Origin of the sequence: Bacillus sp. MYb78, assembly GCF_002975115.1 — a bacterium.
Taxonomy (GTDB): domain Bacteria; phylum Bacillota; class Bacilli; order Bacillales; family Bacillaceae_G; genus Bacillus_A; species Bacillus_A cereus.
In genome coordinates, this window is sequence record NZ_PCOB01000038.1 from 1 (window position 1) to 25,782 (window position 25,782).

Consider the following 25,782-nt stretch of genomic DNA (forward strand, 5'->3'; position numbering starts at 1 on the left):
GGTGTGGAGTGGGGGAAAAGGTAGAGATAACTTCAAATCCTTACCTATCACTAACAGAAAACGAAAGGGAAAGTGTTTTTGACGAGTTATTAAATTGAGTACATTCAACTATCAATCCATTTAGTAGCATAGAATTTTAAGTAGCTTATGTAATTTAATTAAAAAAGCGAAAGGAGATTCTAACATGTGGTTACTCACAGCAATTACGCCTGTTGTAATAATCGGAGGAATTGTAGTATATGTGATTAGAAGTCTTAAACATAAATATAACAACGGTAACTTAGGCAAGAAAAAATCAAAAAACGCTCAAGTTTTATTAGATAGTTTAATACCAATAGGAATGCTTTTAGGGTGTTTGATCGGTATTATTGTTGGCATATTTTCTCCTGATTCATTACTACTTTCAGTTAGTTTAGGATCCGGAATAGGCTATTTATTTGGTTTTTTTGCTTATGAAATTTATAGCAAGACAGGAAACAATTTTTCCTAATTCAAAAGGAATAAGCGGGACAGTACATAGTAATCATATAAAATATGTAACTGTCCTTTATTTTTGCATCAATGTTATCAATTTTTCTTCCACATCCTATACACCTTTTTTATTGATGTTTCTCTCCTCTTTCTTTCGCATATCCGCTTTTTTGTTCTTCTCGGCTCTATAACCAAAGTAAAGTAGCGCACATGTAGTAATAGAACCTACAATGTATCCTAAAAAGCCTCCTAACCAAAACATAAAAATTGCCTCCAATCCATTATAAATTTTATGTAGTAGACATCTGTAAACCGCTCTCGGTACCTCCGTTTTTTATTACAGATTGGAAAATCCCCCTAACTATTCCATCCATGAACATTCTGTCTTCTCTATTTTGATTATTATCTATAAAATTATTTATACCACTAATTCTTCCATTATCTCAAATAACAACTTTATTATAAAGTTTGCACTCACATTACATATATGTAGCATCACTGTCTCTTTTTCATTTTACCCTTGCAACTGGAGTTTACTTCTACAACTTAAAAACAAAAAACCCCCTCAAAGCATAAACTGAACAGCTCCCTGTCAAGTAGACAGTGGAAATAATAAAAAACACTTTAAGCGGCTTGAACCCTGTATTCTAATGGGCTTAAGCCGTTTAATTTTTCTTGGTAACGTTCATTATTGTAAAACTGGATATAATTATCTATCGCTTGTTGTAACGCTTCAAATGTCTCATACTTATGTAGGTAATACTTTTCACACTTCAACGTCCCCCAAAACGATTCCATTGGTCCATTATCTATACATTTTCCTACACGTGACATGCTATGAATCATTTTTGCCTTTTCTATCTTTCTCTTAAACCCATGTGACGTATATTGATACCCTCGATCACTATGAATCAATGGATGTTCATTCTCTTTTAATATAGTGATAGCTTGATCCAATGTTTGAAATACCAATTTATTATTGTTTGAATGTTCCAATACATAACTAATAATAGACCCATCATAAAGATCTAAAATGGCGCTTAAATACGTTTTCCTTCCGTTTCCTAATTTGAACTCCGTGACATCTGTTACCCATTTTTCATTGGGTTTGCTTGCAGTAAATTCACGATTTAGTCGGTTTTCAGCGACATATTGCGCAGTTGAGGGAACATAGCGCTTTCTTTTCCGACGAATCACGGACTGTAATCCAGCAATGTGCATTAAGCGATAAATGCGTTTGTGATTAAACTTTTTATGATACATTCTATTAATATTTAATTTCATTCTTCGGTACCCATAAATGCCTTCTACTCGTGCATAAATAGCTTGAATATCCAGAAGAATTGCTTCATTCTCTAATTCTCTAGCTGTTGGCGTACGCTGTAGCCATTTATAATAAGCAGCACGAGATACACCGGCAATTTCACATAAAAGGATTACTGCCAAATTTTCATGCGCATGTAAATCTTGAATCGCTCTATATTTATTTTGTAGACGAACGCTTGTTAACGACGCCTCCTTTCGAGTTCTTCTAACTTTTTTAAAAAAGCATTTTCTGCACGTAATCGTTCATTTTCTCGTTCTAAACGTTTCATTTCCAGTTTAAACTTTTCTTCAGCTGTTAATTCATATTCTTCTTTCTTTCGACCGCGTTTATCTTGTAGTGCTTCTTCACCATTTGCTTCAAACTTCTTGACCCATTGATATACTTGTTGATAAGAAACTTCATAACTTTCGGCAGTGAGCTGATAGTTTTTCTGATGTTGTATACAGTAATTCACAATTTGAATTCGTTCTTCTAACGTTGTTTTTCTTCTACTTGTCATAGAGTTTGTCATTCCTTTACCGGTATCATTTAGTTCTCTATGACTATTATACTTTTTAATCCATTTTCTCAAAACCGCAGTACTGGATATATTGTATTTTTGGATAATCTTGTTTAACGAATCGTGTCCTGATAGATAATCATTGACGGCTGCTAACTTTAGCTCTTTTGAGTAACGCTTCCAAGAAAGTGCTTCTTCTAGGCCGTCTTCACCATTCACTTCATACCTTCTTTTCCAATCTCTAATCGTCCCAGGATCAACAGAAAACTTTGCCGTAATGTCAGCTATTGAATGATGACCATCTTTATAAAGAGCTAAAATCGCCAATTTTTCAGCTTTAGAATATTTCATTCTAGCCATAAAAAATACTCCCCTTAGATAACAGATTTTTATTTTTTATCTGTCTACCTAATAGGGAGCATATCAAACTTCAAGGGGTGAGCCTGTTTTTTATTTACTTATATACGTACAGCTGTACCACTTACAGCAACCATTAACATTCCATCACGAACAACTTCGTAATCTACGTCAATACCAACGATAGCGTTCGCACCTTTTTGTTTTGCAAGTTCTTTCATTTCGTCCATTGCGATATCACGAGCTTCTTTTAGCTTACTTTCATAAGAACCAGCACGACCACCGACAACATCACGAACAGAAGCGAATAAATCGCGGACAATATTTGCACCCATAATAGCTTCACCATTTACAATATCGATATACTCAATAATTTCTTTACCTTGAATTCCAGACGTTGTTGTTACAATCATGACTGACACTCTCCTAATAAGTTGTAGTTTTAATTAGCTTTCTTATGTCTTTATTATGACATGGAACAAACAACTAATCTATTGAATTACCTTACAGGAATGTGACAGTTTTGTAAGAATGAAACGCGCATTATGTTTAATTTTAATAAAGAGCTTTATTATTGGGATACATAAACGATTCTCTATTTTCTTTCCAATCCTTTTCTACTTCTTTAAAAGTTGGTCGCCTTAATTCTTTGTTATTTTCATGTTTGCTAAACCATTTTTTCACATACTGGTCTCCATTTTTATTTTGAACTGTACAAAAGAAACTATTACTGCTATCCTTTAATATTTTTACAATCACGAAAAGGCACCTCTTCCCTTTTAAATAACATAATAGAACTTGATCTTTTACTATAGGCCCTTCCTCTCTTATAGTCATACGACTCCTCGGCCGCGCCAAAGTTGTAAGATCAAAAAACGATATTCACTTTGTTTACATTTTATTTAAAGAAATCAGAGTTATAGGCATTATGCTTATCAAATATTTTATAGATTTCTAACTTATCATCTAATTTTGCATCTACTAAAATTAATATATTGCCATCGTAAATATATTCTTCATACTTTTTAGCATGTTCTTCTGGAATTCCTAACCCTATAAATGCTCCTATTAAACTTCCAGCTCCTCCGCCAATACCGGCTCCTCCAATAGCTGCTGCGATCGGTCCTGCTGCTACGATTGGACCCATTCCAGAAACGGCAAGTATACCAAGACCTGTTAATAAACCACCGAGTCCGCCTGCTACACCTCCTGCTACAAGCCCTGTCGCTGAAAAGATATCCGCTTTATGTGCAGTTTCATGATTTACTTTTTCACCCGATTTTTCTTCAAGGTGTTCAATTTCCTTTTGATCTTTCGCAATAGCTGAAATGTTATCTGCTGAGTATCCTTTATCATTTAATTCATTAATAACGAGTGCCGCATCATCAATTGTTCTAAAAACACCTACTATTTTTCTATCTACATTCATAACTATTAACCTCCTAAAGTTTTATATAATGTATCTTTATTTTTCTTCATTTCTGTATACACTAATCTTCTTATTAACATAACCATTTACGAAAAAAGCGAATAGTAAAAGTACTACAAGTGAACTACTTAACAAGTAAATTAAATCAAATGTAATATCAATCATCATTTCATTCATGTATACCAGGCTCCTTTTTATTTAAAGTAAAAGTATATTTTGATAGACTAATCTACTAAACATAGACATCTTACAATTCATCTTCAGTCAATCTCTTTGTAGTATATGTATACCCTTCCTAACCTTTTCTAAACGTAAAAAACTATACTTATATTTTTTCTTATTTATATGTTTAACATTTTTTAAAACGGGTATGTTTATATTGTTATGCTTACTATATGGAAAGGAATATTACGATGAACGCCATTCACTCTACTACTATTTCTTATAATGAAACACCTACAATAACTCAGATTCATCATTTTTATGCTTTAATGACAACATTTCAAGCTAATTTGTTTATAAGTAAACATGGAACAATGACATCAATCAAAAATTTAAGCACTCTAGTATCCTTTTTCCTTACTGTAAAAAAGAAAGATCTTATATTATTTATTTTTGAAGGAATAGATGCAAAAAGAGCTTTAAGAACACTCTTCCCTTCTTAGAATGTTTGTTATCCTCTATTCCCTCGTTTACTACCTTTCATATATGTTTTTATATTTCAAAATGATTTCCTCTATAAAAAAAGAACCCCCTAATACAATAGGGGGATTTCTAGTTTGGCCTTATGAAAACTGATATAATATATATTACGTTTTTCATTCTTTAAAATAGAAAAGTTTTAATAACCTTGAAGGTAGGAATTTTTAATGAACTCGAAAGCAAAATTTAGTATTCGCTACAAAATTATGGCTGGTTATTTAGTTATCATTTTGTTCTTACTTGTTTCTTTCATTATGTTAAACAATGAGATTTCCAGCTTACAAAAATCTCGTAATTTTATTATTGATCACGATTTTAAAGTTCTCAATTTAACGAATCAAGTGGAGAAAGAGTTACTAACAATTGAAAATAAAGCGAAAGGGTTTATCATTTCTAATAACCCTAATTACGTGCAATCCCTTAACTCTGCGGAAAAGGATTACGAAAAACATTATCATGATCTTTTTGCTTTATTAGAGGATAACCCCTCTCAGCAAGAAAAATTAAAACAGATTAACGAAAACATTACTAGTTGGATTAATAAAGAGATTCACCCACTCATTACAAATAATAATAGTAATAATGTACAAACAATCGACACGACTCAAATTCAGTCCTTACAGTCACAGGTAACTAACTTCCGGAGCACTGAGGAGCAATTAACGAAAAAAAGAGCAGCACAATTAGATATTGAAAATAATAAATTAGAGATTTGGTTATACAGTTTATTGTTCTTACTTTCTTGTATTTCCATTATCGTTTCACTCTATATTTCGAATTCCATTACAAAAACGATTAAAAATGTAATTCAAGCTATTAAATCAATTTCTTCTAAAGAAAAAATTACGGAAAGAATTCATGTAAATACACATGATGAAATAAAAGATCTTGCTCATACAACGAACCACCTACTAGACGAAATATCGAAAAGAGAGTGGTTACAAACTGAGCTCGCAGAATTAATTTTAATGTATCAAGGTGTATCTTCTATTGAGATGTTAGGTAAAAAAATTCTTAGTGGAATTATACAAAAAACGCAAACTTCTTGCGGTGCATTTTATGTACGTGAAGAATATGAAGAAACTGTCTACTATGTGAAAAAAGCTTCTTTCGCCGATCAAGGTGCTGATATTGGAAAACCATCCATTAAAATGGGTGAAGGTTTCATTGGACAGTCTGCCTTAGAAAAGAAAAGTTTTATTCTCAGGGATATACCAGAAGAGTTTCGGTATGTCACTAGCGGAGTATTAGAAATACGTCCTAAAAATCTACTAGTCATCCCTATCTTATTTGAGGATGAGGTGATTGCAGTAATGGAGTTAGTAAGTGTAACTGAGATTTCAGACTTACATCAAGATTTAATTCAACAAACTATTAATAATCTAGGTTTAACAATCCATAGCATTATAGGACGTATGCGAATTCAAACTCTTTTACATGAATCACAAGCAATGACAGAAGAGTTACAAGTTCAATCAGAAGAATTACAAACGCAAGCTGAAGAACTACAAATGCAAGCTGAAGAATTACGAACAACGAATGAACAATTAGAGTCTAGAACTGAAGAAGCTGAACAAAAGACAGCTGACTTACAAATTACCAAATCAGAATTAGAAGAAAAAGCAAGCGAGTTGTTACGCAGCTCAAAATACAAATCTGAGTTCCTAGCAAATATGTCACATGAATTACGCACACCGTTAAATAGTATTTTACTATTATCTGAAATGTTAAGAGAAAATCATGATAATCATTTATCGGATGATGAAATTGAACTAGCAACTGTCATTCATTCATCAGGGAAAGACTTACTTACTTTAATTAATGACATACTAGATTTATCTAAAGTAGAAGCAGGCAAACTAGACATCATTTTTGAAGCAACGAACATAAGTGACATGGCAGCCAATATGCATCAAAACTTTTTACATATAGCTGCACAAAAAAATGTCGAATTTACGATTGAAGACAGTGATACGATTCCTAATCTGTTTTATACAGATGCAAAACGGATCGAGCAAATTATTAAAAACTTATTATCCAATGCATTTAAATTCACAGAAAAAGGATCCGTTTCTTTACATTTCGATTCAATAGAAACAACCAATTTAAGTCATGATATGCAGTCTATAAGTAAAGATTGGATTACAATTTCAGTAAAAGATACTGGTATTGGTATCGCTAAAGAACAGCATCAACTTATTTTCGAAGCCTTTCAACAGGCAGATGGAGCAACGATTCGAAAGTATGGTGGTACAGGACTAGGTTTATCTATTTGTAAAGAGTTTGCTAGATTGTTAGGTGGTTGGATTACGTTAGAGAGTAATGTAGGAGAAGGTAGTACTTTCACGGTATTTATTCCTAGCCTTCCAAATGGATTACATGATATACAGTTATCCAATTTAGAAGTCGCAGCAACGATAGAAGATGTTATTCCTGCTGAAGTTGTTGAAGAAACTATCGTTACTACCGAAACAAATAACGTCTTCCAAGAGAAAACCATTTTAATTGTCGATGATGATCATCGAAATATATTTACGTTACAAAATGCATTAAAAAAACAAAATGCCAACATTATTACTGCCCAAAACGGCTTAGAGTGTTTAGAAATACTAAAAAGTAATACAAATATTGACCTTATTTTAATGGATATTATGATGCCTAATATGGACGGTTATGAAACGATGGAAAATATCCGAATGAACTTAGGGTTACATGAAATACCTATTATCGCATTAACTGCTAAAGCAATGCCAAATGATAAGGAAAAATGTTTATCTGCTGGCGCTTCAGATTATATAAGTAAACCATTAAACCTACATCAACTCTATTCGGTAATGAGTGTATGGTTAATAAAATAAGTGAGGTTTAGTTGGAGTGGAAAATAAGTATTATAATTTTGATCCATCAGTAGATACGGATGAGCGCACGAACTTAGAAATTGAATTATTATTGGAAGCGGTATTTAAACTATCAGGATTTGATTTTCGCCAATATGCTCGTACATCTATTTATAGAAGGATTTGTAATCGAATGCAGCTCTCTAATATCCCAACCATTTCAAAATTAATTGAAAAAGTAATTCACGAGGAAGGGGTTTTAGAACAGTTATTAAATGATTTCTCGATTAATGTAACTGAGATGTTCCGTAACCCTGCCTTTTTTAAAGCACTAAGAGAGCATGTTATTCCTGAATTGAAAAAGCAACCTGAAATTAGAATTTGGCATGCTGGATGCGCAACTGGTGAAGAAGTATTATCGATGTCCATCTTACTTCACGAAGAAGGATTAAGTGAAAAGTCGGTTATTTACGCAACAGATATGAATACAAATGTGTTAGAAAAAGCAAAACAAGGCATCCTCCCGTTAAATAAAATGCAAACTTATACGAAAAACTATTTACAAGCTGGCGGTACACAAGCATTTTCTAACTATTATTCAACAGATAATCGTTTTGCTTATTTTAATCCTTCACTGTTACAAAACATTATTTTTGCACAGCATAATTTAGTAACCGATCAATCTTTTAACGAGTTTCATATTATACTTTGTCGTAACGTTTTAATTTACTTTACAAGTAAACTTCAAAATCAAGTGCAGCAACTATTTTATGAAAGCTTAAGTCACAATGGATTTCTATGTTTAGGAAATAAAGAAACTCTTCGTTTTTCAAAGATAATGCCACATTATACCCAATTTAATCCTAGTGAACAAATTTATCAAAAAATACAATAAAAAACGTATGAAATCCTCTGTTTGGATTTCATACGCTTTTTATTTCGCATTCGTTTGTATCATAATGAGACACATATCATCTGATTGCGCTTTCTTTTGTTCTTCCTTGTAAAACCCTTCTATCTCGCCTTCTAAATCTCCCCATTTTCTTTCTGTAAAAGTACGTAATTTCTCTTCAGACTCAAATTCATCATTTGCAATTGCTTCAAGAACACCATCTGTAAACAATAATATTTGAGCGTTCTTCTCAAAAGGTATAACTGTTTTTTTAACTTTTATTTCATCAAAAAATCCTACCGCACAACTCCCGCGATCTAGTTCAACTACATTTGTTTCATCAACTAAAACATATCCAGCAGGATGCCCTGCATTTACATATTCAACTGTTCTATCTTCTGTATTAACAACTAAGTATATGGCCGTAAAATAATAAGGAATATTATCATTTTCATTATGTAAAAGGGTCATATATTTATTTAACTCTTTAATAACGAGTTCTGGATCAATTAAACATTTAATTGTTTCACGTAATACAGACGAAATAAACATACAAACTAATGAAGCAGATATACCATGTCCCATAACATCTAATAATATAATACCGTAACGATTTTCATCGATTTTGTACCAATAATACATATCTCCAGCTAGTTTGAATGACGGTAAGTAACTTGCTTCAATTTTTATATGATCTTCTCTTAATGGGCTACTTAATAAGTTTCTTTGCACTTGTGTAGCTAAATCTAATTCATTACGAAGATTTTCTTCTTGTTCTTTATGCCAATTTAATTCTGATTTTAAGCGTAATGCTACACGCATACGTGCTAATAGTTCAACTTTATTTATAGGTTTCGTAATATAATCCATTGCCCCCATATCAAGAGCTTCGGCCAATTTATTTGCATCCTCTAAAGCTGTAACAAAAATAATAGGGATATCTTTAAACTTCTCCTCTTTTTGTAATCGCCTACAAACTTCAAGTCCATCAATTTCAGGCATCATAATATCTAATAGTATTAAGTCAATTTCATTATGCCTGGAAGAATCTTTTCCAAACTGTATGTATTCGAAGAGCTCTTGTGCAGAATTGAGCGATACAAGATCATGATATCCGGCTTGTTTTAAAATCTTCTCAATTACAAATATGTTAACCGGATTATCATCAACAATTAAAATGGACACAAGTTATTTCCCCTTTTCTTATTTAAAATGTAAATCTATTATCATTTTCTATTTTTCTAGTATTACATACTCAGTTACAAAATGAAAATTTCTTACTCAAACATATTTATACAACAAAAGAACAAACCCCTAGAAATAGGAATTTGTTCTTTCACTCTATAAATTTCTACTTTTAATTTAACACCATTGCTTTATCATTTAAAAGACGATCTAATTCTTCCATATGATTAGTTTCATCTGCAATCATATCTTCTAGTTTTACAACTAACTCTGTCATATTTAATTTCGCTGCCTGTTCTTTTCTCGTTTCATAACGCTTAATTGTTTCAAATTCTGATTGTCTAGCGGATTCTAACATTTCTCTAACATCTTCTACTTGTTTCACTGGTAAAGGGATCGTAGTAGGTGTACCACCTAGCGTCTTAATTTTCTCCGCTAAATATAGGGCATGTCCTTGTTCATCACTAATTTCAGATTCAAAGAAAGGTTTTAACACTTGTCTATATATACCAGAAACTGTAGCTGCATTATGGTTATACATAATAATTGCTGAGTATTCTCCTGCTAAATCTTCATTCAATCCTTCGATTAGTTCTTTCACATCGTGTGACATTTTCATATCTCCTCCTATACTTAATAAGTACCCCTTTTCTCATGTTTTAAACATAATTATTTTAAATTTTTATGTATCTAAAAATGCGGCTTGCTTCAATTTACTTATCGCTTGTCTTTTAATACGAGAAACGTGCATTTGTGAAATACCTAACCGTTCCCCTGTATCTTTTTGATTTAAATTTTCTCCAAATATATAATGAATAACACTCTTTTCCGTATCATTTAATACGTTAAAAATATCCTTTAAAACGAGACGCCTTTCTGTCTCTTCATATCCTTGCTCTACTTCACCTACAGATTCAATTCTCGCTACCGAACTTCCATCAGATGAATTTTCAACTACATCATCTAAGGAAGATACTCGATAATTATTTTTCGCATCCATAATCTCTAGAACTTCCTCTTCCGATAGTCCTAAATGATTTGCAATTTCTATTATCTTCGGTGAACGTTGCAGGTGATCTGTTAACTCCTCTATCGCAAGTTTAATTTTCCCGCCCAAATCTTTAATTCGTCTTGGAACGTGAATGCCCCAAGTTTTATCGCGTAAATACTTCTTTATTTCCCCTACTATCGTAGGTATTGCAAAAGGCTCAAAAGCATTCCCTATCGAATAATCATACCTTCTTATTGCACCTAAGAGCCCTAACATCCCTACTTGTATAATATCCTCATGCATCGGCCCGCCTTTTGAATAGCGATATGCAATGGAATATACGAGATTTTTATAATGATCAACTAACCTTTCCTGCGCTTCATTACATTGGTTTTGTTGGAATTCTGCAATTAGCTTAATAACGTCTTCTTTAGTAAGAGTTGTAGGTTGAGATTGGATTTCCATCATTCTCCACCTGCTCTCTTTGTATATATTTTGTCATTAAAACTGTCATGCCCTCATCATGCATAATTTGTATATCATCCATTAATGTATTGATTAAATATAAACCTAAACCATTTTCCGGCAAATGTTCTACTGGTTTACTAATATCATACGGACCAACTTTTCTTTTTAAGTTATTAAAATCAAAGCTAACCCCATTATCCGCAACCATAATTTCTAATCGATCTTCATATAGCCCAAAGACAATTGTAATTTCTCCAACGTCTTCTTTGTATGCATGTTGTACAATGTTTGTACACGCCTCACTAATAGCAATTTTCATATCTTCTATATCGTCATAAGCAAAGCCCATTCGATTCGCAACACCAGCCATTGTTAAACGAATAATAGCCACATATTCTGCCTTTGCAGGAATTTTCATTTCTATCTTTTCAAATCTCTCCATCATCCCTAGTCACCTTCTTTCTACTTTTTCAAAATCGGAATTCAAATTTAATATTTCTGTTAACCCTGTAATATCGAATAATCTTTTTAATCTTTTAGATACACCGATAAACTCTAGTTTTCCATCATTTTTCTTAACTGCTTTTAATAGCGCTATAAAAACACCTAAACCAGTACTATCCATATAATCTACGTTATGAAAATCTACTACGATATGAACCTCTTTTTCGCTTGTAATAGGCATTACCTTATTTTTTAAATCTGATGCCGTATACGCATCAATCTCACCATTAAGTTGTACCGTATAACCTACATCATTTTGCAAAATATTTATTTCCAAATTCATCATTTCCGCCCCCTTATCTAGAACTTTTACTATTTAATTACCCATAAAAATTAGTTTTAAACATATTTTTTTATTTTTATTATAAATAAAGTGAAACTTTAATCAGTGGGGGTTTTCTTCATCCCCCACTGATTATTAGTTGAACCAATCGGACTTTTATGGGCAGTTGATCCCCCACCTAATTTCTTTGCTCTGCTAAATTTTGAGGTGGGGGTCTTACTGCCCGTTAAAGCGGGATAAATTTTCTACACCTTTCTCGGCTTAACACGTAAAAAATACTATCAAATGTTTAAAACTTATAAATTTGTGTATGTATAATGTATAAACATTATTTTTAGGGGGATCTATCTATGGAAGAGCACAGCTTTAAAAAGGGAGATTTCGTTCAATTTTCTTATCGACACGATCATGCTACAAAATTAGTTGGTTCCATTATTAACATACTAACGAATACAATTGTAGTTGATATAGGTAATAACGAGAACTTATCTCATATAGAACCGAGGCAGGTCGTAAGAATAAATAATTGTGAAAAAGTAACGACGGTTTAATACATAATAAAAAGTGTAATTTCAATGAGTGGGGGGCCTTCATCCCCCACTCATTCCTATGTAGATTACATTAAAAAAGCATCCAAATTAGTTTAATTGGATGCTTTTTTATGTATATTTATCAGTTCATTAATTTTATAGCTATATATAATAAACTTAAGATTACTATTCATTATCATACTTACGCTTTCCGCAACATTCTAGAGAAGAATGTAACGATTAAAATAAAGACGATTGCACCTAATAACGCTGGAAGAACGAAAATGCCTCCCCATTCAGGACCCCAATGACCAAATAACGCACTACCTACCCAAGATCCAATTAATCCGGCAATCACATTACCAACTATACCTAAAGGAAAGTCTTTTCCCGTAATCATTCCAGCTAACGCACCAATAAGTCCACCTACAATACACGTAATAATAAGTCCCACAATTAAACCTCCTATATTGTTTTTATATTTGATTTATCAAGCTTTGGTATGTAACCAAAGCTTGATAAACATGTATTATTCTTTATTATCCAATCCATCACTTATCTTTTGTTTCACTTTTCCGACTTTTTCTTTTATAGTTCCCTTCGTCTTCTCCCACTTCCCTTCATTTTTCAACTCTCTATCTTCTGTAACTTCACCAATCCCTTCTTTTACTTGTCCTTTTTTCTTTTCAACTTTACCCGTAATTTGTTCTTTTAGACCGCTCTCACTCATATTTCCCATCTCCTTTTCGTAATAGATTTATAGATTTAAAGGATACAAATTTAAAGAGAATACGTGCATCTTCTTTCTTGTAACCATTCACCGACTCTTTCTAAATCTTTAACGAATAACAAGATTTTTCCTTCATCCAGCTTTTCTTCGTAGAAGTTTGCTTCTTCCTCATTAAGCCCTAACTCCTGCATCTTATTTCTTAACTGATCTCCCGTTTTTTGAAAGACATTAATAATGCTTGTCCCAAGTCCTTCCTCTTTTATTCCAATCGTGTTCACGTCTGCATTATCTGCGATTCTATCTGTCCTCTCTTTCTCATGTGTTAACACGTAAATATCTTTTTGTTCTATTCCTTTCTTCACTAGATCATTCGCCGCATTCATGACCTCTTTCTCCGTAATAAATTCATATACAAAAGGTTTACTATACTTCGTTTCCATCTTTAACTTCCTCCTTTAAAATGAATTATTTGTTATATTATATGTAGTACACCTATTTTCGAAATGTTAAACATAAAATATGAAAAAAATTATGTGAATTTTAATTTTAATAGAAAATGAACAACATCATTTACCACTTTAAAACATCTTCTCCTTACAATAACTACCTAAATTAACAGAAAATTGTTATAATTAAATTTAAGGAGGGATACTATGAAAAAAATCATATCTATATGCGCTCTAACCGCTCTATCTTTCACTTTAATAGGTTGTACAAGCACCTCGGCTACAGATAAAGCTTCACAAGTTAAGCAAGAACGCACACAACATACCTTTCAATTAAACTCCGCAAATATTTCAGACATTGAAATACTAAAAACAACAAATCATACTACTTCCAAATCTCAAACAGATAACGAAGAAATGATAAAATCTATCGTTTCAGCAGTTCAAAATGGAACACCTAAAACAATCACTTTAGATCAAAAAAAGAGAGAATCTGCACATTCTACTATTACCGTTACATATAAAGATGACTCAAAAGAAGAATTTCTTGTATGGGTTGATAATAAAGAACAAATTACAATCGCTAAAAATGAGAAGAAAGATAAGGTAGACAGTGTGATAGTGAATATTAAAGATGCTAAAATGATGAAGGATTTCTTTTAAAATTCTAGTTAACGTTAAAAAAAGAGTAGGATTACATCCTACTCTTTTTTTAATCATGCTCAATAAATAGACTTTTATAAAAGCTATTTAAGGTCTAATTTTGCTAAATCATGTTGTAAAACATTATTTCCTTCTTGTGGGTTAAATACGATTGCACTAAGACCAAAAACATTCGTAACAACATCTCTATCTTTCGGACGAATGATTCTTACTTCATAAGCAAAAAGTGCTGGAGGAAGAGCTGCTGAACGAAAAGTAACATATCGATTAGGTGGCAATGTTTGCGTTGAAGGGTCTATTAATGGTAACAATACCGGAGAACCAGATGACCAATCAAACATTTCAACAGTTACTCTACGAGTATCGTCGGGATCAACATTCATAGCATCCACAGTAAGAAATAACGTAGCGGAATGTCTACGTAATATACCCGTTGATAAAGTTTCATTATGATGTTCACAGCATTTTTTTGGAGGGTGACCATAGCCATAACTCATACCAATTCCCCCCTTTCATTTACAATTAAGGACAAGTATTCCTTATAATATATAATGCTAGTATTCTTTTATTGAAAGGTATAAAAGCGGATTTCTATCTATATTTTTGGATATTTTATTTTTCATTTATTCGCTTTTAAAGAATGATATAGACTCTCCTATTTTGCCTTTGAATTCCTTCTAAGAATATATTCTGCCCTCATCAATCGAGGTCTTACTCCCCGACAAATAGCGGGATAAATCTATTTTGAAAAGGACCTGCTCCATTCATTCGTAAAAGCATACAGTAAATGGAATCCGTTAAAACACATGAGTGACCCCTTGGTTTTCCCTTCCTATTAAAAGGAGGAACTGTTATGGGCTTTGGTGGTAGTTGTGGTGGCTGTGGCTTCGCTGGAGGATTTGCTTTATTAGTTGTATTGTTTATTTTATTAATCATCGTTGGAGCTGCTTGCTTCTGCTAAAAAACTATCGGAAAAGACACTTTTATATGAGTGTCTTTTCTTCATAAAAAATACGCAATGTGCAGTTTAAGTGTAAGATGTAGTATTACATCCCCCTCCAAAATGAACTTCGATACTTTAAATTTCGTTTAGGTTCAATCTTAAAATTTTAGTTTAATAGCAATATGGTGAAACTCTATTCCATATAATATTGCTATTGCAGAAAAATAAAACAAACTGGACAACCTAGATTTCAAACTGTAAGATTAGATGTTGGTGAAATCGGGCAGCAAAGCATATATAGAAAATAGGTGTTAATTTTGAAAATCAATAAAAAATTTGAACCATTAATTTTTAATATCTTAATGATTTTAGGTATATCTAGTATTATCTCTTTCGTCATGGTTTCAATGAATGTTGGATATACAGCTTTATTTCTCAAATCATGGATGAAAACATGGGGAATTGCTTTCGTACTTGCATTTTTAGCTTCTAAATTATTACCCTTTGTAGTGAAAAAGATAATGAAAATCTTCACTTTTGTTGAGAATGATGCTTAAGAATAAAGTGATGTACTGCGTAGGTTCATTCCAATTAAAAGAGTTCATTATCACAAAAACTTAACCTAGTAAAATGTTTCAAATCGAAGAAAGACACCTTAAAGGTTGTCTTTTCTTTATAAGTAAAAAAAGCCCGCCTATTTCCGTAGGCAGGCTTTATCTTTATTACACAATATGAAAGTATACTCTCTTTTCCACTGAAATTTTATGTAATTGTACATATTCATGAAAGTAGAAGAATTAAACTATGCCAAAATAAAAAATGGGCTAAACCCCCTAAATAGCTATATAGAGATGAAGTTGTTATGACAACATATTTTCCACTTTCAACTTAGTTATCCTTAGAATGCTTTTCTACAAAATCAAGGATCCTAGCATTAACCTCGTTAGAGAACTCACCATTGATTGCGTGAGATGCATTTTTCCAATTAACTATATCAATATCTTTAACGTATTTTTTTCCAGTTTCAACTGCTTTTACCGAATTGTGCATTGTACTTTTTTCAGCCATAAGTGCAAGCACTGGAATATCAATACTTTTTAAGTCTTCTTTACTAAATAAATCAGGCGCTGGTGTTTTCAGTTTATAGTTACGCATACCCGACTCGATTAACTTAGCGATAGGCTCATCGTCACTTGCTTCTGCTCCTCCAGAAACATAGCTTAACATCTTTTCTCTTAAAAACTTAGGTACAATAGGAACGGAAGCTGGAATAGATGCCAGAATCATTTTTATGGATATTTGCGCAAATACAAAGACTGGATCTAATAAACTAGCCGTAGCAATATGCTCAGGATTATATCTAGCCAAGTTCATTGTTGTCCAGCCTCCAATGGAGACACCCACGATATGCACTTTTTCTAAACCTAATCCTTCAATTACTTCATTTAGCCATTCTGCTTGTTGCTTTTGGTTTTCAATCACCTTCGTTTGCACACTCATCCCAGGTTCACCGAGTAAGTCTATCGTATAAACAGGCCTTTTCTCCCTTAGCCCTTCTAAATTTGGGACCCACATTGGAGTAGATGCACCACGTCCAGGGAGTAAGAGTATTGGTTCCTTATGTTTGTTTTCTTCTTTAGTAAAGTAATAAGCACGAATTGTGCCATATTTAGTTTTTATATCTTTCGTTTCGTTAGGTTTTGGAAGGAGTGCCATTGATTCATCGTAGGCAATTTGAAAATCTTCCTTTCCTTTTTCAGATATAAAGTGACCAATCTTATTATCATCTCTCTTCATTTGAATTCCTCCTTTCTACAAATATATGGATGAACTTTATCTATATATTCATCGTAATCATCCATTGAAAATTTATCTTCTTTAAGGCAAGACTCTTATTTAGAAAAAAGAAAATCGTACGTTTAAATGCAATTTGGCAACAAACTAACTGTTTTCTTGTACATTAATAGACAACTACTGCAAGAGTTATAGTTTTTATGTTTTCATTTATCTTTTAATCAGATGAATGCTTTTTTAGTACATAATAAAAAATATAAAAAAATATCCAGAAAAACTGTCACAAAATCTGTTTTTCTGGTTTCTCTATAATACAGGTATCAAATTGAAAGTGAGGTCTAAACGAACATGTTAACCATAGAAAATGAAGAAAGTCATGCTTCTGATATGACCTTTGAAGATTTATTTAAGCAGTACTATGCTTACGCTGTGAAACAAATCATCTGGATTGTTAAAGATCAATCTATCGCTGAAGAGTTAGCGCAAGAAGTATTTTTACAATTATATCGTAGCGATTGGAAAGGAATTGAAAACATACCTGGATGGTTGATTAAATCTTCTACTTATGTAGCCTATAACCATTTTCGATCTGAAAAAAGGCAACAAGCGAAGATTGATAAAGAAATCCAATACCATGAAGTACAAAATGTTTCATCATTAGACGATGATTGGATAAGAAAAGAAGAAATTACAAAGGTCCAAACGATACTAAATAAAATGAATGATCGAGAACGAACCCTTTTACTAATGAAATTCTCTGGTTTTCAATATAAAGAAATTGCAGAAGTACTTCAAATTGAAATATCTTCTATTGGAACATTATTAGTCCGAGCCAAAATGAAATTTCGCAAGATTTATAAACAAATGGAGGAGGCATAACAAATGAAATGTTATGATATCGGGTTTATTCAAACATATATTGATGGAGAACTTTCTCATGATATAAGAAAGGAATTCACAAAGCACCTAGATACATGTGAAGCATGCCAAGATTTATTAATAGAAATTAGTAAATTAAATCAATGGGAAAACGTAATGCTAGATGAAGAATCTGCAAATTCACCACAAGAAATCAAAATTGATATAGAACAAGCATGGAAAACATTTGAAAGTCGTTCCAAGTTAGACAATGTTTCTAATATAAATCACAAAAAGCAACAAAAGAAGGGAATCTTTACAAACATGAGTAAAAAATCAAAACGTTTCATTTATACAGCAGTAGCTGCAGCAGCACTTTTCACAACAGCAATGATTCCACAAGTACAAGTAGCGGCTACAAATGTTGCTTCATATTTTTCTGATGCAATTACAAATGATAAAGTTGTAAATGAAGGAATAGGAGATGAAAATGGTGTCATACAAGATATGATGAAGAATGGTAAATATATTCCTATTGATGAAAAAATTACAGATCAAAGTATTACTGTACATCTCAAAGAATTATTTATCGCAGATTCACGTATATCAGTTCATTATAGAATGGAAAAAGCTGACGGAAGTTTAGTACCATTCGAATTTGATACATCAGGATTAGATCTTGAAAGTGATGGTAAAATTAATGGACAACAAGAAGAAAACCCTGAGATTAAAAATGACGGGAGACTATCATTTATCCATGATTCAGATGATCGTCTTCCTTTTGAACTTATGGCAGCAGGTAAAAAATTAAATGATGTAGGCATTCGTGATAATGATAAACCTGAAGGTGTTGCTACATTTGTTATAGATTCTAAAGGAAAAGACGCTTTTAAACAGCCCCTTACTTTAGACGTAAATATAACTAGAATTGGAAAAATAATTGGATCTTGGAAAGCTCAAATTCCAATTGATACTTCACATTTGAAAAATAATGCGAATTAACATGAAACAAAGAATAGAACAATATGTATCTAATTCTCAGTTTATATGTTTTCTTGTTTTCGTGACATTTATTTCTTATATAGTTTTTACTCTATCTTTTATTTATGATTTAAGACCATTATAAGAAAAGGCTCTCTAAAAAAGTAGGGAAATAAATAACCGGTTTCTTAACGTATAAGGAATCGGTTATTTTGTATTTAAAATGCGTCTAAACGTACAATTTTCTTTTTATAAAAAAGAATAGACACCCTAAGGTGCCTTCCTCCGACTTGAACCATCTTAATTTTAATAATATGTATTGGACTCCCGTCCAACTATTATTTTACCACGTTAAGTTGTTTTATTTATTGAGAAATACAATAATTTATTTATGCTGGCCCTCTGTATTAGTTCATTTTGTAGTCCATGCAGCAATTAACAAAAGAACAATAGTAGTGAAAATGTTGATGAGCATTTTTATTAAACTACGCATAGGTAGAAAAGCAGATATATACTTCTCTACCTATCTTAATGTTATTCTTGTTTTAATTATATATATAAAGAAATTAAACCGGCTATAACAATCAATGGAAGGATTACTGCAAGTTTATTTTGTAGAGGGACACGTTTGTCTGGGACTCCTGGATGGATAACAAAGGCAAGTAAAACAATTGCTCCAATAATACCTAAAAGTATATTAATGATAATCATCCTCCTAAGGAATATTATCAAAATGATATCATATTTAAACATAAACAAAAAGGAATTAATGTTAATGATTACCAAATCCCCTATTTATACATTAAAAAACCCTCAAAGTATCTACTTTAAGGGGATTTCTCCTATCATCTTCTCTCTTCATACAATCGATTTGCTTTATACGAGCAAACGAAAAACATACATGTCGCAACGGGGATAAATGTCAAAAAAAGTCCTCTCATTAATGCAAATGGCGTTTCAAATAACAATGACCATAGAAATGATACACCTTGCTTATCCCATAATCCTGGCGTCAAGTATAGTTCTTTCGGATTTACAAAGGCTCCTAAATTCATTGTATTACTATACATAAATAAAAATAATATCGGCAAATAACAGATCGCTAATTCTAAAAATGTTTTAGATAGACGCTTATACTTCCCTGCCCGTGACATTGGATCTGAAAAAATGTCATCTTCACTTTCTTCATCTACCTTTTTAAAATATTGCGTACCTGACCACCGATTACCAGCTATATGCTCCCAGCCACTATCTTCAAATAATGTGCAGTAATTAATAAAGTCACTTTTTCTACTAAATACTCTATGGTCTATTTTAATCGTCGCATCTTCTGGTTCTGTATATCTAAATGTATAACCAAATGTATTGCTTTCTAGTTGATAGCCTTTCCAAGCCATCTCTTCTAACCATTTTTCCTCTTTCTCAAAATCTAAAAAGAATTTCAATCTCCACATCATCGTTTCCCCCTAACTATACGTGTAATAAACTTTTTGTAACCGCAATAATGTGCTGCATTCTCATAAAGTCTAAGTGTAATACTTCTTTCCCTCGTTCCGTAATGACATACACTTTTCTTCGTTTATCTTCACTTTTTACTGATTCTATTAATCCTTGTTTTAATAAATTTTCAACCGCGCCATACAGTGTACCCGCTGCGATTTTCACTTGATGATTACTCAGTTCCTCTACCTTTTGCATAATTAAATAACCATGGGCTGGTTCTAATAAAGCTAAAAGAACGTAATACGTTGTTTCCGTTAATGGTAAATTTTTATCTCTATTCATAAAGACCTCCAATGTAACGATAAGTATATAGCTAAACTATATAGTTCAACTGAATAGTTCCATTTTATACAGTTAGACTGTATATGTCAAATGTAGGAATAACTTTATAACCCAAAACAAAAACGCTACCTTTTTAAAAGATAGCGTTTTTGTTTTACCCTTGCTTATTCTTCGCCTTCATTTGCTCTTCATAAACAAACTTCGCGGTCATAAAGTCGTTAGAAAAATCTTTCAATGCATTCTTCATTACATTTAATTCTTCTTGTGATTTAATTTCAATACTGTTTAAGAAATCAAATGCTTTTGATTGTTCCTCCGCAACAAAGTTTTGTGTCATATAATCATCTTGGAAATCTTGCTTCGCTTTTTCTTTTACTTTATTCATTGCCTCTGTTTTGTTTATGCTTTTCATAGGGTTTTCGAATGCTCCAGTAGGTTGTTCCGGTTTTGGCTCTTCTTTCTTTTCCAGCTGTTGCGCTGGTGCTGGTTGTTGTGGTTCTTGCTTTGGTTGTTCTTGTTGAACCGGCTGCTGTGCTACTTGTTGCTCTTTTTTCGCTAACTCATCTTTTAACTTCTTCACTTGCTCATCAAGAGATTTTTTTTCAGTTTCTAACACACTCATATCACTTTTCAACTTTTGCGTCTCTTCAAAATGTTCATCTACTAATTTATTATATTCTTTCTCAAAGTACATTTTTTCACTGGTTGATGTCGTTTTCTCTTTCGTAACAACTACATTAATAATTATAAATAAGGCTACAATTCCTATTAACGCAGCGAAAATCTTCTTTTTATTCATGATTAATCCTCCAAAATGTAAAATTTCAAAAATTATCATAACAGACCAATTCGTTTTCACCTGTCATATTTTGTCGAATCAATATAATAAAAAAAAGCATCTGAAACAGATGCTTTTTTCTCATTCTTAATACGTAAACGTAATTGTCACTAAAGAATACCCTTCTTTCGCATTGTAAGGCTCCGCTTTATAAGAAACTCGATTTGCCCCTTTCGGATAATCGATTTCGCCAATTGCCTTTTTCACATCTTGCAGTGCACCATTCATTGATTGCTTGTACAGCACTTCAATTTTCTCTGGTTTCGCACTATAGCGCTGCTGCATTTTATTTTTTAATTCAGTATAGTTGTTTACGATATATTCATTTCCTAAATAGTTTAACTTTGTATCTTTTAATATTTGCTGATATGCAGGCGTTTTCGTACTACCTGCCGCAATTTTGTTTGTCAGTGTACTATAATAATTTGTTGTAGCTTGCGGATAGTCTCCGCGGTTCCACTCATGATTTCTTGCGATTTGTTCATCTGATAAATTGAAATACGAATACGTTACGCGGCCCTGTTCATCTGGCACCGGATCATCGAATGTTGTATCAAGGTGATACCATTTGTTTTCGATTTTCACTAAATTCCAAGCATGAGGTTGTCCGTCCCCAGTTCCTGTCACGAAATGATTTTCAATTCCTGCTTCTTTTAATAATTGATAAGTTAATAGTGCGTAACCTTGGCAAACCGCAGAACGATTTACTAGTGCTTCATATGCTGTGTAAGCTTTATAAGACGTATCATAAGAAACATGTTTTACTACGTAATCATGAATCGCCTTCACTTTTTCGTGATCATCCATTCCAACTTGAGTAATAGAAGAAACGATTGCTTTCGCTTGTTTCATGACATATTCCGTCTGTTCTTTCGTTTCACGATATGTAATCTTAAGTGTAAATGTATAATTTCCAGGTGATCCAGAAAGTCCATATGAAACATTCGATCTATTATTATTTGTATACTCATTTTTACTTGCAACTTCTTTATATGCGTTAAAAAGTGTATTCATCACTTCGTTTGTATTATTGTTTTTCGTTTTATATGGAAGTGTAATATTTGTCTCGTATGTATTAATACGCTTTTGTACTTCCTCTTTAAAAGCTGTTAATAATGCCGCATCTCCTGTGTCTTTCACATCAGCATTTTTATACTTCAAAGTTTTATATAAAAACTGCGCATACTGTTCACGTGTTACTGTGCCATACGGTTCAAAATTCCCGTTCCCTGTGCCATCTGCGATTCCATTTGACTGCACTGCACTAATTGCGTTTTCTGCCCAAAATGGATTTGGAACATCCTTAAAGGTATGTTTTTGTTTTGCCGCAAGATGGAAAGCATTTGTAAGAATTTGTGCCATTTCCGCACGACTCACAGAAGCTTTCGGTCTAAATTGGCCATTTTCATCACCTTTAAAAACTCCTAAATTCGTTAAAGTTAATACCTCTTCTGGAAACATTGTAGAACTTTGATTAATATCACCGTAAGGATTTTTAAACGTAGACCCATCCTTTAATACGTAACGAGTTCCATCATTACTAAACGAACCGCCTTGTTTATTCGGTACTAACACTCGATAAATTAAAGCCGCAACTTGCTCCCTTGTCGCAACATCTCCAAAACCAAATATCCCATTTCCATAACCGGAAATAATATTTTTACTCGCTAAATCTTTAATCGCAGGATATGACCAATGTGATGTCGGCACATCAGAAAAAACACCCACTTCAGCAGCTTTTACATCGCTACCATTTGTATATAACAACGCACCACCAATAAGTGATAATGATGTAATTGATTTTAATAGTTTTGTATACATAATGTCTTCTCCCAATACGCTCTCTATTTTTGTTGGTTTATGTCGAAAAATCTAAAAATATGACAAAATATATTATACAATTAAAAGTTTTTGAGGGATATATTGAATTTTAAAATATGCAAAAATTCATATTGCTATAAGGATTCATAGTGATATTATGTTATTTTACTTGCGAATATATAAATAAAAAAACGCTCATCTGAGCGTTTTTTTATTTATATACTTATTAATTACTTTTTCTTCACTTAGAACTCTTCTTCGGTAATCATCCTTCGATCTAACAACTCTTTATACTTCAATATTTCTTCAGCCCCACGGCTCTCCATGCGTATATTGTATAACACTTGTTGTATTGACCTTTAATTGGTCCGTTGAAACATTTACTCCATTTAATAGTATGACCGTAATTATTAATCCAATTGAACTGCTGATGATCCTTTTCATTTTAAAGCCCCTTTCTGAAAACCTTTTTCTTTTTCTTTATATCCTAAATAGAAGTATTCACTAGATTTTATTGAATTTCCTTCTTCATGATATTTAACCGCTAATTTTTCAGCATATTCCTGTACATATTGCCATAAACCTACTTCATTAAAGAAATAAATTCCTTTAGAAATGGCTAACTCTAATTCTTCAGCAGAAACATTCTCATTCATTTCTTTTAGAATTGTAAAATGATGTTCATATTCTTTTTGTTCCAGTTCATTACAAATTATTAATCCTTTTTCAATTAAGGACGCTGCAAGCTTTGTCTTTCCTAACTTTAAATTCTCTCTAGCTTCCAAAAAAATCGCTCTAAAGTGATTCGGAATTTTTTGTGATACTTCTGATAAGTAACGAAGTGCTAAATCAGATAGGTTTTGCTCTGCATACATAACCCCTAAACTATGTCGAACTCGTAACATTAGCTCCTCTTCATTCTGCTTTTTCAAAATATCCAGAGACGACATGAAATAAACTTCTGCTTGTTCAAATTCATTTAGCTTTACACATGCTAAACCCAGAACATTGTCACATGCTGCCACCTTCCTGCTATACCCGTACAACCCTTCAAATGTATTCCTTGCTCTAGTTGCATATTGAATTACTAAAATAGGCTGGCAAACGTGATAATAATAGCTTGATAGCTTAAAGTTAAATTCTGCTTTTTCGATTGGATCCTGAATATTTCCCAACAAAGATTCTGCTATTCCATAATGCTTTTCAGCCACTTTAAAATCACCGTTTACTGTAGCATGAGAAGCCTTAAAGAAATGGTAATAATATAATAAAGATTCATCTGATGGAGCTTCATCTAACTTCATTTTTCTTAGATCATTCTTAGATATGTCAGATTGATGGGGATAAAACTCTGCACTTAACATTTTAAATCTAAAATCTACAAGTGAATAAAACTCTGTATTCTTTCGATCTTCTTCCATACTATTAACTTTTGTATCAATACTTTGTTTTAATTCCTTTGCCTTAGAGAAATTCTGTGAACGAATTTCTCTATACCACTCATGTAAAAGTAAATTGATTTCTTCCTTTTTTATTACATGTACACTCATATAGCCCCTTCTCCTTTGTCTATAGATTACTAACATAATAACAAAAATCTTCCAGTAAAACTTTTAATTTTCTGAATATTATTGTTTCAAAAAAATTTCTCAATACAATCCCACCATTTTATCCCTTTAAACTATAACTTGTTCTGTTCCTTATTCGTTTCTATGTAAAAATAACACATCATTATTAATAGTGATGACACATGAAAGTCTATCCTTTCATAAGAAAGCCTCTTTTCTTTTGTACATTATATCCATTAGGGCTCATTTATTTTTTACAAAACCCACCCTTTTGCTTACAACGGCGACGAGGAGCGGGTTTTTTGTTATCTTTTTCTAAAATTTGTTTCCTAAAAACATACGCAGAAACTTTACGTACAATGGTTTTCAAAAATACTTTTAGAAGTTCAAACAAAACTCCATTAGAGATAGTTTTATTAAATTTTTCACTACTAGCCGTAAAAATATCTTATAATCTCTATATAACAAATTAATGTATTAGGGGTAGATAAAATGCCAGTTACACTCGAACTTATTCTTTTCATTCTTATAGCAATTAGTGCTGTTGGCTATTTAATAAAAGAATTTCAAAAAACTAGGAAACGAACACTTGGAATTTCACTAGAATTTTTAGTTCTTTTCTGGTCAATATGGAGAATATCAACTATCATAATCTAATTTATAAAATATGAATTCCTTCGAATGAAGTGAAACTCTAATCAGTGGGGGTATTACAGGATAAATTCACCAGTATTTTTACCACAACATCCATGTTAAAATCCCTTGTGAGTACGACATAACTCGACCTTATGAAGCTCCGCAACTTTTATCGCGGAGCTTTTTTTATATAAATGCTAACTTAAATATGTACATTAACGCTTGAATAAATATGTACATTTTC

General features: G+C 32.3%; 33 protein-coding genes. 10 read left to right on the forward strand and 23 right to left on the reverse strand.

What is annotated here, in order from left to right; all coding sequences use genetic code 11:
- Positions 1–184 precede the first annotated feature (184 nt).
- Complete coding sequence (locus tag CQ064_RS31700) at positions 185–490, forward strand: hypothetical protein (RefSeq protein WP_000266577.1); 306 nt, start codon at positions 185–187, stop codon at positions 488–490.
- 96 nt (positions 491–586) lie between these two features.
- Here CQ064_RS31700 and CQ064_RS33825 read toward each other — a convergent pair whose 3' ends face one another.
- The 6 genes from CQ064_RS33825 to CQ064_RS33830 form a co-directional block, all read right to left on the reverse strand.
- The gene (locus tag CQ064_RS33825; protein WP_000498642.1) at positions 587–733 is read right to left on the reverse strand and encodes a hypothetical protein; all 147 of its coding nucleotides are present in this window, start codon (positions 731–733) and stop codon (positions 587–589) included.
- A gap of 362 nt (positions 734–1,095) precedes the next feature.
- A protein-coding gene (locus tag CQ064_RS31705) for an IS3 family transposase (protein WP_087942375.1) occupies positions 1,096–2,657 on the reverse strand; the annotation gives its coding sequence in 2 pieces (ribosomal slippage) (positions 1,096–2,024 and positions 2,024–2,657; 1,563 coding nt in all).
- 98 nt (positions 2,658–2,755) lie between these two features.
- Complete coding sequence (locus tag CQ064_RS31710; RefSeq protein WP_000637510.1) at positions 2,756–3,067, reverse strand: YbjQ family protein; 312 nt, start codon at positions 3,065–3,067, stop codon at positions 2,756–2,758.
- Positions 3,068–3,209: 142 nt separating this feature from the next.
- A complete protein-coding gene (locus tag CQ064_RS31715) occupies positions 3,210–3,413 on the reverse strand; it encodes a DUF4028 family protein (RefSeq protein ID WP_003269707.1) in 204 nt (67 codons plus the stop codon).
- A gap of 139 nt (positions 3,414–3,552) precedes the next feature.
- Positions 3,553–4,083 (reverse strand): general stress protein, encoded by a 531-nt coding sequence (locus CQ064_RS31720; protein WP_001100088.1) that lies wholly within the window; start codon positions 4,081–4,083, stop codon positions 3,553–3,555.
- 36 nt (positions 4,084–4,119) lie between these two features.
- On the reverse strand, positions 4,120–4,260 hold the full coding sequence (locus CQ064_RS33830) for a hypothetical protein (RefSeq protein ID WP_001004567.1): 141 nt from the start codon (positions 4,258–4,260) through the stop codon (positions 4,120–4,122).
- A 236-nt stretch (positions 4,261–4,496) separates the two neighbouring features.
- Between CQ064_RS33830 and CQ064_RS31730 the strand changes: the two genes are divergently transcribed.
- From CQ064_RS31730 to CQ064_RS31740, 3 genes are all read left to right on the forward strand, one after another.
- Positions 4,497–4,748 (forward strand): hypothetical protein, encoded by a 252-nt coding sequence (locus tag CQ064_RS31730; protein ID WP_000991350.1) that lies wholly within the window; start codon positions 4,497–4,499, stop codon positions 4,746–4,748.
- Between the two features lie 204 nt (positions 4,749–4,952).
- Positions 4,953–7,643, forward strand: coding sequence for an ATP-binding protein (locus CQ064_RS31735; protein ID WP_001084964.1), 2,691 nt, complete (start codon positions 4,953–4,955; stop codon positions 7,641–7,643).
- A 16-nt stretch (positions 7,644–7,659) separates the two neighbouring features.
- Positions 7,660–8,517, forward strand: coding sequence for a CheR family methyltransferase (locus CQ064_RS31740; RefSeq protein ID WP_000429045.1), 858 nt, complete (start codon positions 7,660–7,662; stop codon positions 8,515–8,517).
- A gap of 39 nt (positions 8,518–8,556) precedes the next feature.
- On the opposite strand, the gene CQ064_RS31745 is transcribed toward CQ064_RS31740, so the two are convergent.
- The 5 genes from CQ064_RS31745 to rsbV all read right to left on the reverse strand — a co-directional run bounded on the left by CQ064_RS31745 (position 8,557) and on the right by rsbV (position 11,948).
- On the reverse strand, positions 8,557–9,699 hold the full coding sequence (locus CQ064_RS31745) for a fused response regulator/phosphatase (protein WP_000025512.1): 1,143 nt from the start codon (positions 9,697–9,699) through the stop codon (positions 8,557–8,559).
- Between the two features lie 172 nt (positions 9,700–9,871).
- Positions 9,872–10,312: a ferritin-like domain-containing protein gene (locus CQ064_RS31750; RefSeq protein ID WP_000017752.1), complete on the reverse strand. Its 441-nt coding sequence runs from the start codon at positions 10,310–10,312 to the stop codon at positions 9,872–9,874.
- Positions 10,313–10,381: 69 nt separating this feature from the next.
- Positions 10,382–11,158, reverse strand: coding sequence for an RNA polymerase sigma factor SigB (gene sigB / locus CQ064_RS31755; RefSeq protein WP_015055091.1), 777 nt, complete (start codon positions 11,156–11,158; stop codon positions 10,382–10,384).
- A complete protein-coding gene (gene rsbW / locus CQ064_RS31760) occupies positions 11,121–11,603 on the reverse strand; it encodes an anti-sigma B factor RsbW (protein WP_003269702.1) in 483 nt (160 codons plus the stop codon). The genes sigB and rsbW overlap by 38 nt, the downstream gene beginning before the upstream one ends.
- A 6-nt stretch (positions 11,604–11,609) precedes the next feature.
- A complete protein-coding gene (gene rsbV / locus CQ064_RS31765; protein WP_002106052.1) occupies positions 11,610–11,948 on the reverse strand; it encodes an anti sigma b factor antagonist RsbV in 339 nt (112 codons plus the stop codon).
- Positions 11,949–12,295: 347 nt separating this feature from the next.
- Here rsbV and CQ064_RS31770 point away from each other — a divergent pair, with 347 nt between their 5' ends.
- A complete protein-coding gene (locus tag CQ064_RS31770; RefSeq protein ID WP_000391019.1) occupies positions 12,296–12,496 on the forward strand; it encodes a hypothetical protein in 201 nt (66 codons plus the stop codon).
- A gap of 181 nt (positions 12,497–12,677) precedes the next feature.
- Here the strand turns inward: CQ064_RS31770 and CQ064_RS31775 are convergent, their stop codons facing one another.
- The 3 genes from CQ064_RS31775 to CQ064_RS31785 form a co-directional block, all read right to left on the reverse strand.
- A complete protein-coding gene (locus tag CQ064_RS31775) occupies positions 12,678–12,929 on the reverse strand; it encodes a GlsB/YeaQ/YmgE family stress response membrane protein (protein WP_000522903.1) in 252 nt (83 codons plus the stop codon).
- Between the two features lie 75 nt (positions 12,930–13,004).
- The gene (locus tag CQ064_RS31780) at positions 13,005–13,205 is read right to left on the reverse strand and encodes a CsbD family protein (RefSeq protein WP_000004263.1); all 201 of its coding nucleotides are present in this window, start codon (positions 13,203–13,205) and stop codon (positions 13,005–13,007) included.
- A gap of 50 nt (positions 13,206–13,255) precedes the next feature.
- Entirely contained in the window at positions 13,256–13,645 is a 390-nt protein-coding gene (locus CQ064_RS31785; protein ID WP_000448820.1) for a YflT domain-containing protein, read from the reverse strand.
- Positions 13,646–13,858: 213 nt separating this feature from the next.
- Between CQ064_RS31785 and CQ064_RS31790 the strand changes: the two genes are divergently transcribed.
- A complete protein-coding gene (locus CQ064_RS31790) occupies positions 13,859–14,314 on the forward strand; it encodes a hypothetical protein (protein WP_000720864.1) in 456 nt (151 codons plus the stop codon).
- A gap of 83 nt (positions 14,315–14,397) precedes the next feature.
- Here CQ064_RS31790 and CQ064_RS31795 read toward each other — a convergent pair whose 3' ends face one another.
- Entirely contained in the window at positions 14,398–14,811 is a 414-nt protein-coding gene (locus tag CQ064_RS31795; RefSeq protein WP_000120208.1) for a hypothetical protein, read from the reverse strand.
- 356 nt (positions 14,812–15,167) lie between these two features.
- Between CQ064_RS31795 and CQ064_RS31800 the strand changes: the two genes are divergently transcribed.
- Entirely contained in the window at positions 15,168–15,275 is a 108-nt protein-coding gene (locus CQ064_RS31800) for a YjcZ family sporulation protein (protein WP_000505670.1), read from the forward strand.
- Positions 15,276–15,574: 299 nt separating this feature from the next.
- Positions 15,575–15,814 carry a DUF2798 domain-containing protein gene (locus CQ064_RS31805; RefSeq protein WP_000700226.1) on the forward strand — a complete coding sequence of 80 codons (240 nt, stop codon included), beginning with the start codon at positions 15,575–15,577 and terminating at the stop codon, positions 15,812–15,814.
- 331 nt (positions 15,815–16,145) lie between these two features.
- Here CQ064_RS31805 and CQ064_RS31810 read toward each other — a convergent pair whose 3' ends face one another.
- Positions 16,146–17,054 carry an alpha/beta fold hydrolase gene (locus CQ064_RS31810; protein ID WP_000817352.1) on the reverse strand — a complete coding sequence of 303 codons (909 nt, stop codon included), beginning with the start codon at positions 17,052–17,054 and terminating at the stop codon, positions 16,146–16,148.
- Positions 17,055–17,399: 345 nt separating this feature from the next.
- On the opposite strand from CQ064_RS31810, the gene CQ064_RS31815 reads away from it, so the two are divergent.
- Together CQ064_RS31815 and CQ064_RS31820 are read left to right on the forward strand one after the other, a co-directional pair.
- Positions 17,400–17,930 (forward strand): RNA polymerase sigma factor SigX, encoded by a 531-nt coding sequence (locus CQ064_RS31815; protein ID WP_000955505.1) that lies wholly within the window; start codon positions 17,400–17,402, stop codon positions 17,928–17,930.
- A 3-nt stretch (positions 17,931–17,933) separates the two neighbouring features.
- Positions 17,934–18,911, forward strand: a complete 978-nt coding sequence (locus tag CQ064_RS31820) for a DUF4179 domain-containing protein (RefSeq protein ID WP_000650404.1) — start codon at positions 17,934–17,936, stop codon at positions 18,909–18,911.
- Between the two features lie 528 nt (positions 18,912–19,439).
- Here CQ064_RS31820 and CQ064_RS33835 read toward each other — a convergent pair.
- The 7 genes from CQ064_RS33835 to CQ064_RS31850 all read right to left on the reverse strand — a co-directional run bounded on the left by CQ064_RS33835 (position 19,440) and on the right by CQ064_RS31850 (position 24,884).
- On the reverse strand, positions 19,440–19,601 hold the full coding sequence (locus CQ064_RS33835) for a hypothetical protein (protein ID WP_000583951.1): 162 nt from the start codon (positions 19,599–19,601) through the stop codon (positions 19,440–19,442).
- 134 nt (positions 19,602–19,735) lie between these two features.
- The gene (locus tag CQ064_RS31825) at positions 19,736–20,347 is read right to left on the reverse strand and encodes a DUF2812 domain-containing protein (RefSeq protein ID WP_003269697.1); all 612 of its coding nucleotides are present in this window, start codon (positions 20,345–20,347) and stop codon (positions 19,736–19,738) included.
- A 13-nt stretch (positions 20,348–20,360) separates the two neighbouring features.
- Positions 20,361–20,675, reverse strand: coding sequence for a PadR family transcriptional regulator (locus CQ064_RS31830; protein WP_001078063.1), 315 nt, complete (start codon positions 20,673–20,675; stop codon positions 20,361–20,363).
- A 154-nt stretch (positions 20,676–20,829) separates the two neighbouring features.
- On the reverse strand, positions 20,830–21,474 hold the full coding sequence (locus CQ064_RS31835; RefSeq protein WP_001035203.1) for a hypothetical protein: 645 nt from the start codon (positions 21,472–21,474) through the stop codon (positions 20,830–20,832).
- A 126-nt stretch (positions 21,475–21,600) separates the two neighbouring features.
- Positions 21,601–23,334 carry an S-layer homology domain-containing protein gene (locus CQ064_RS31840; protein WP_000288185.1) on the reverse strand — a complete coding sequence of 578 codons (1,734 nt, stop codon included), beginning with the start codon at positions 23,332–23,334 and terminating at the stop codon, positions 21,601–21,603.
- Between the two features lie 306 nt (positions 23,335–23,640).
- The gene (locus CQ064_RS31845) at positions 23,641–23,778 is read right to left on the reverse strand and encodes a Phr family secreted Rap phosphatase inhibitor (protein WP_000821341.1); all 138 of its coding nucleotides are present in this window, start codon (positions 23,776–23,778) and stop codon (positions 23,641–23,643) included.
- Positions 23,775–24,884, reverse strand: coding sequence for a response regulator aspartate phosphatase (locus CQ064_RS31850; protein ID WP_000110731.1), 1,110 nt, complete (start codon positions 24,882–24,884; stop codon positions 23,775–23,777). Before CQ064_RS31850 ends, CQ064_RS31845 begins: the two co-directional genes overlap by 4 nt.
- Positions 24,885–25,782 lie beyond the last annotated feature (898 nt).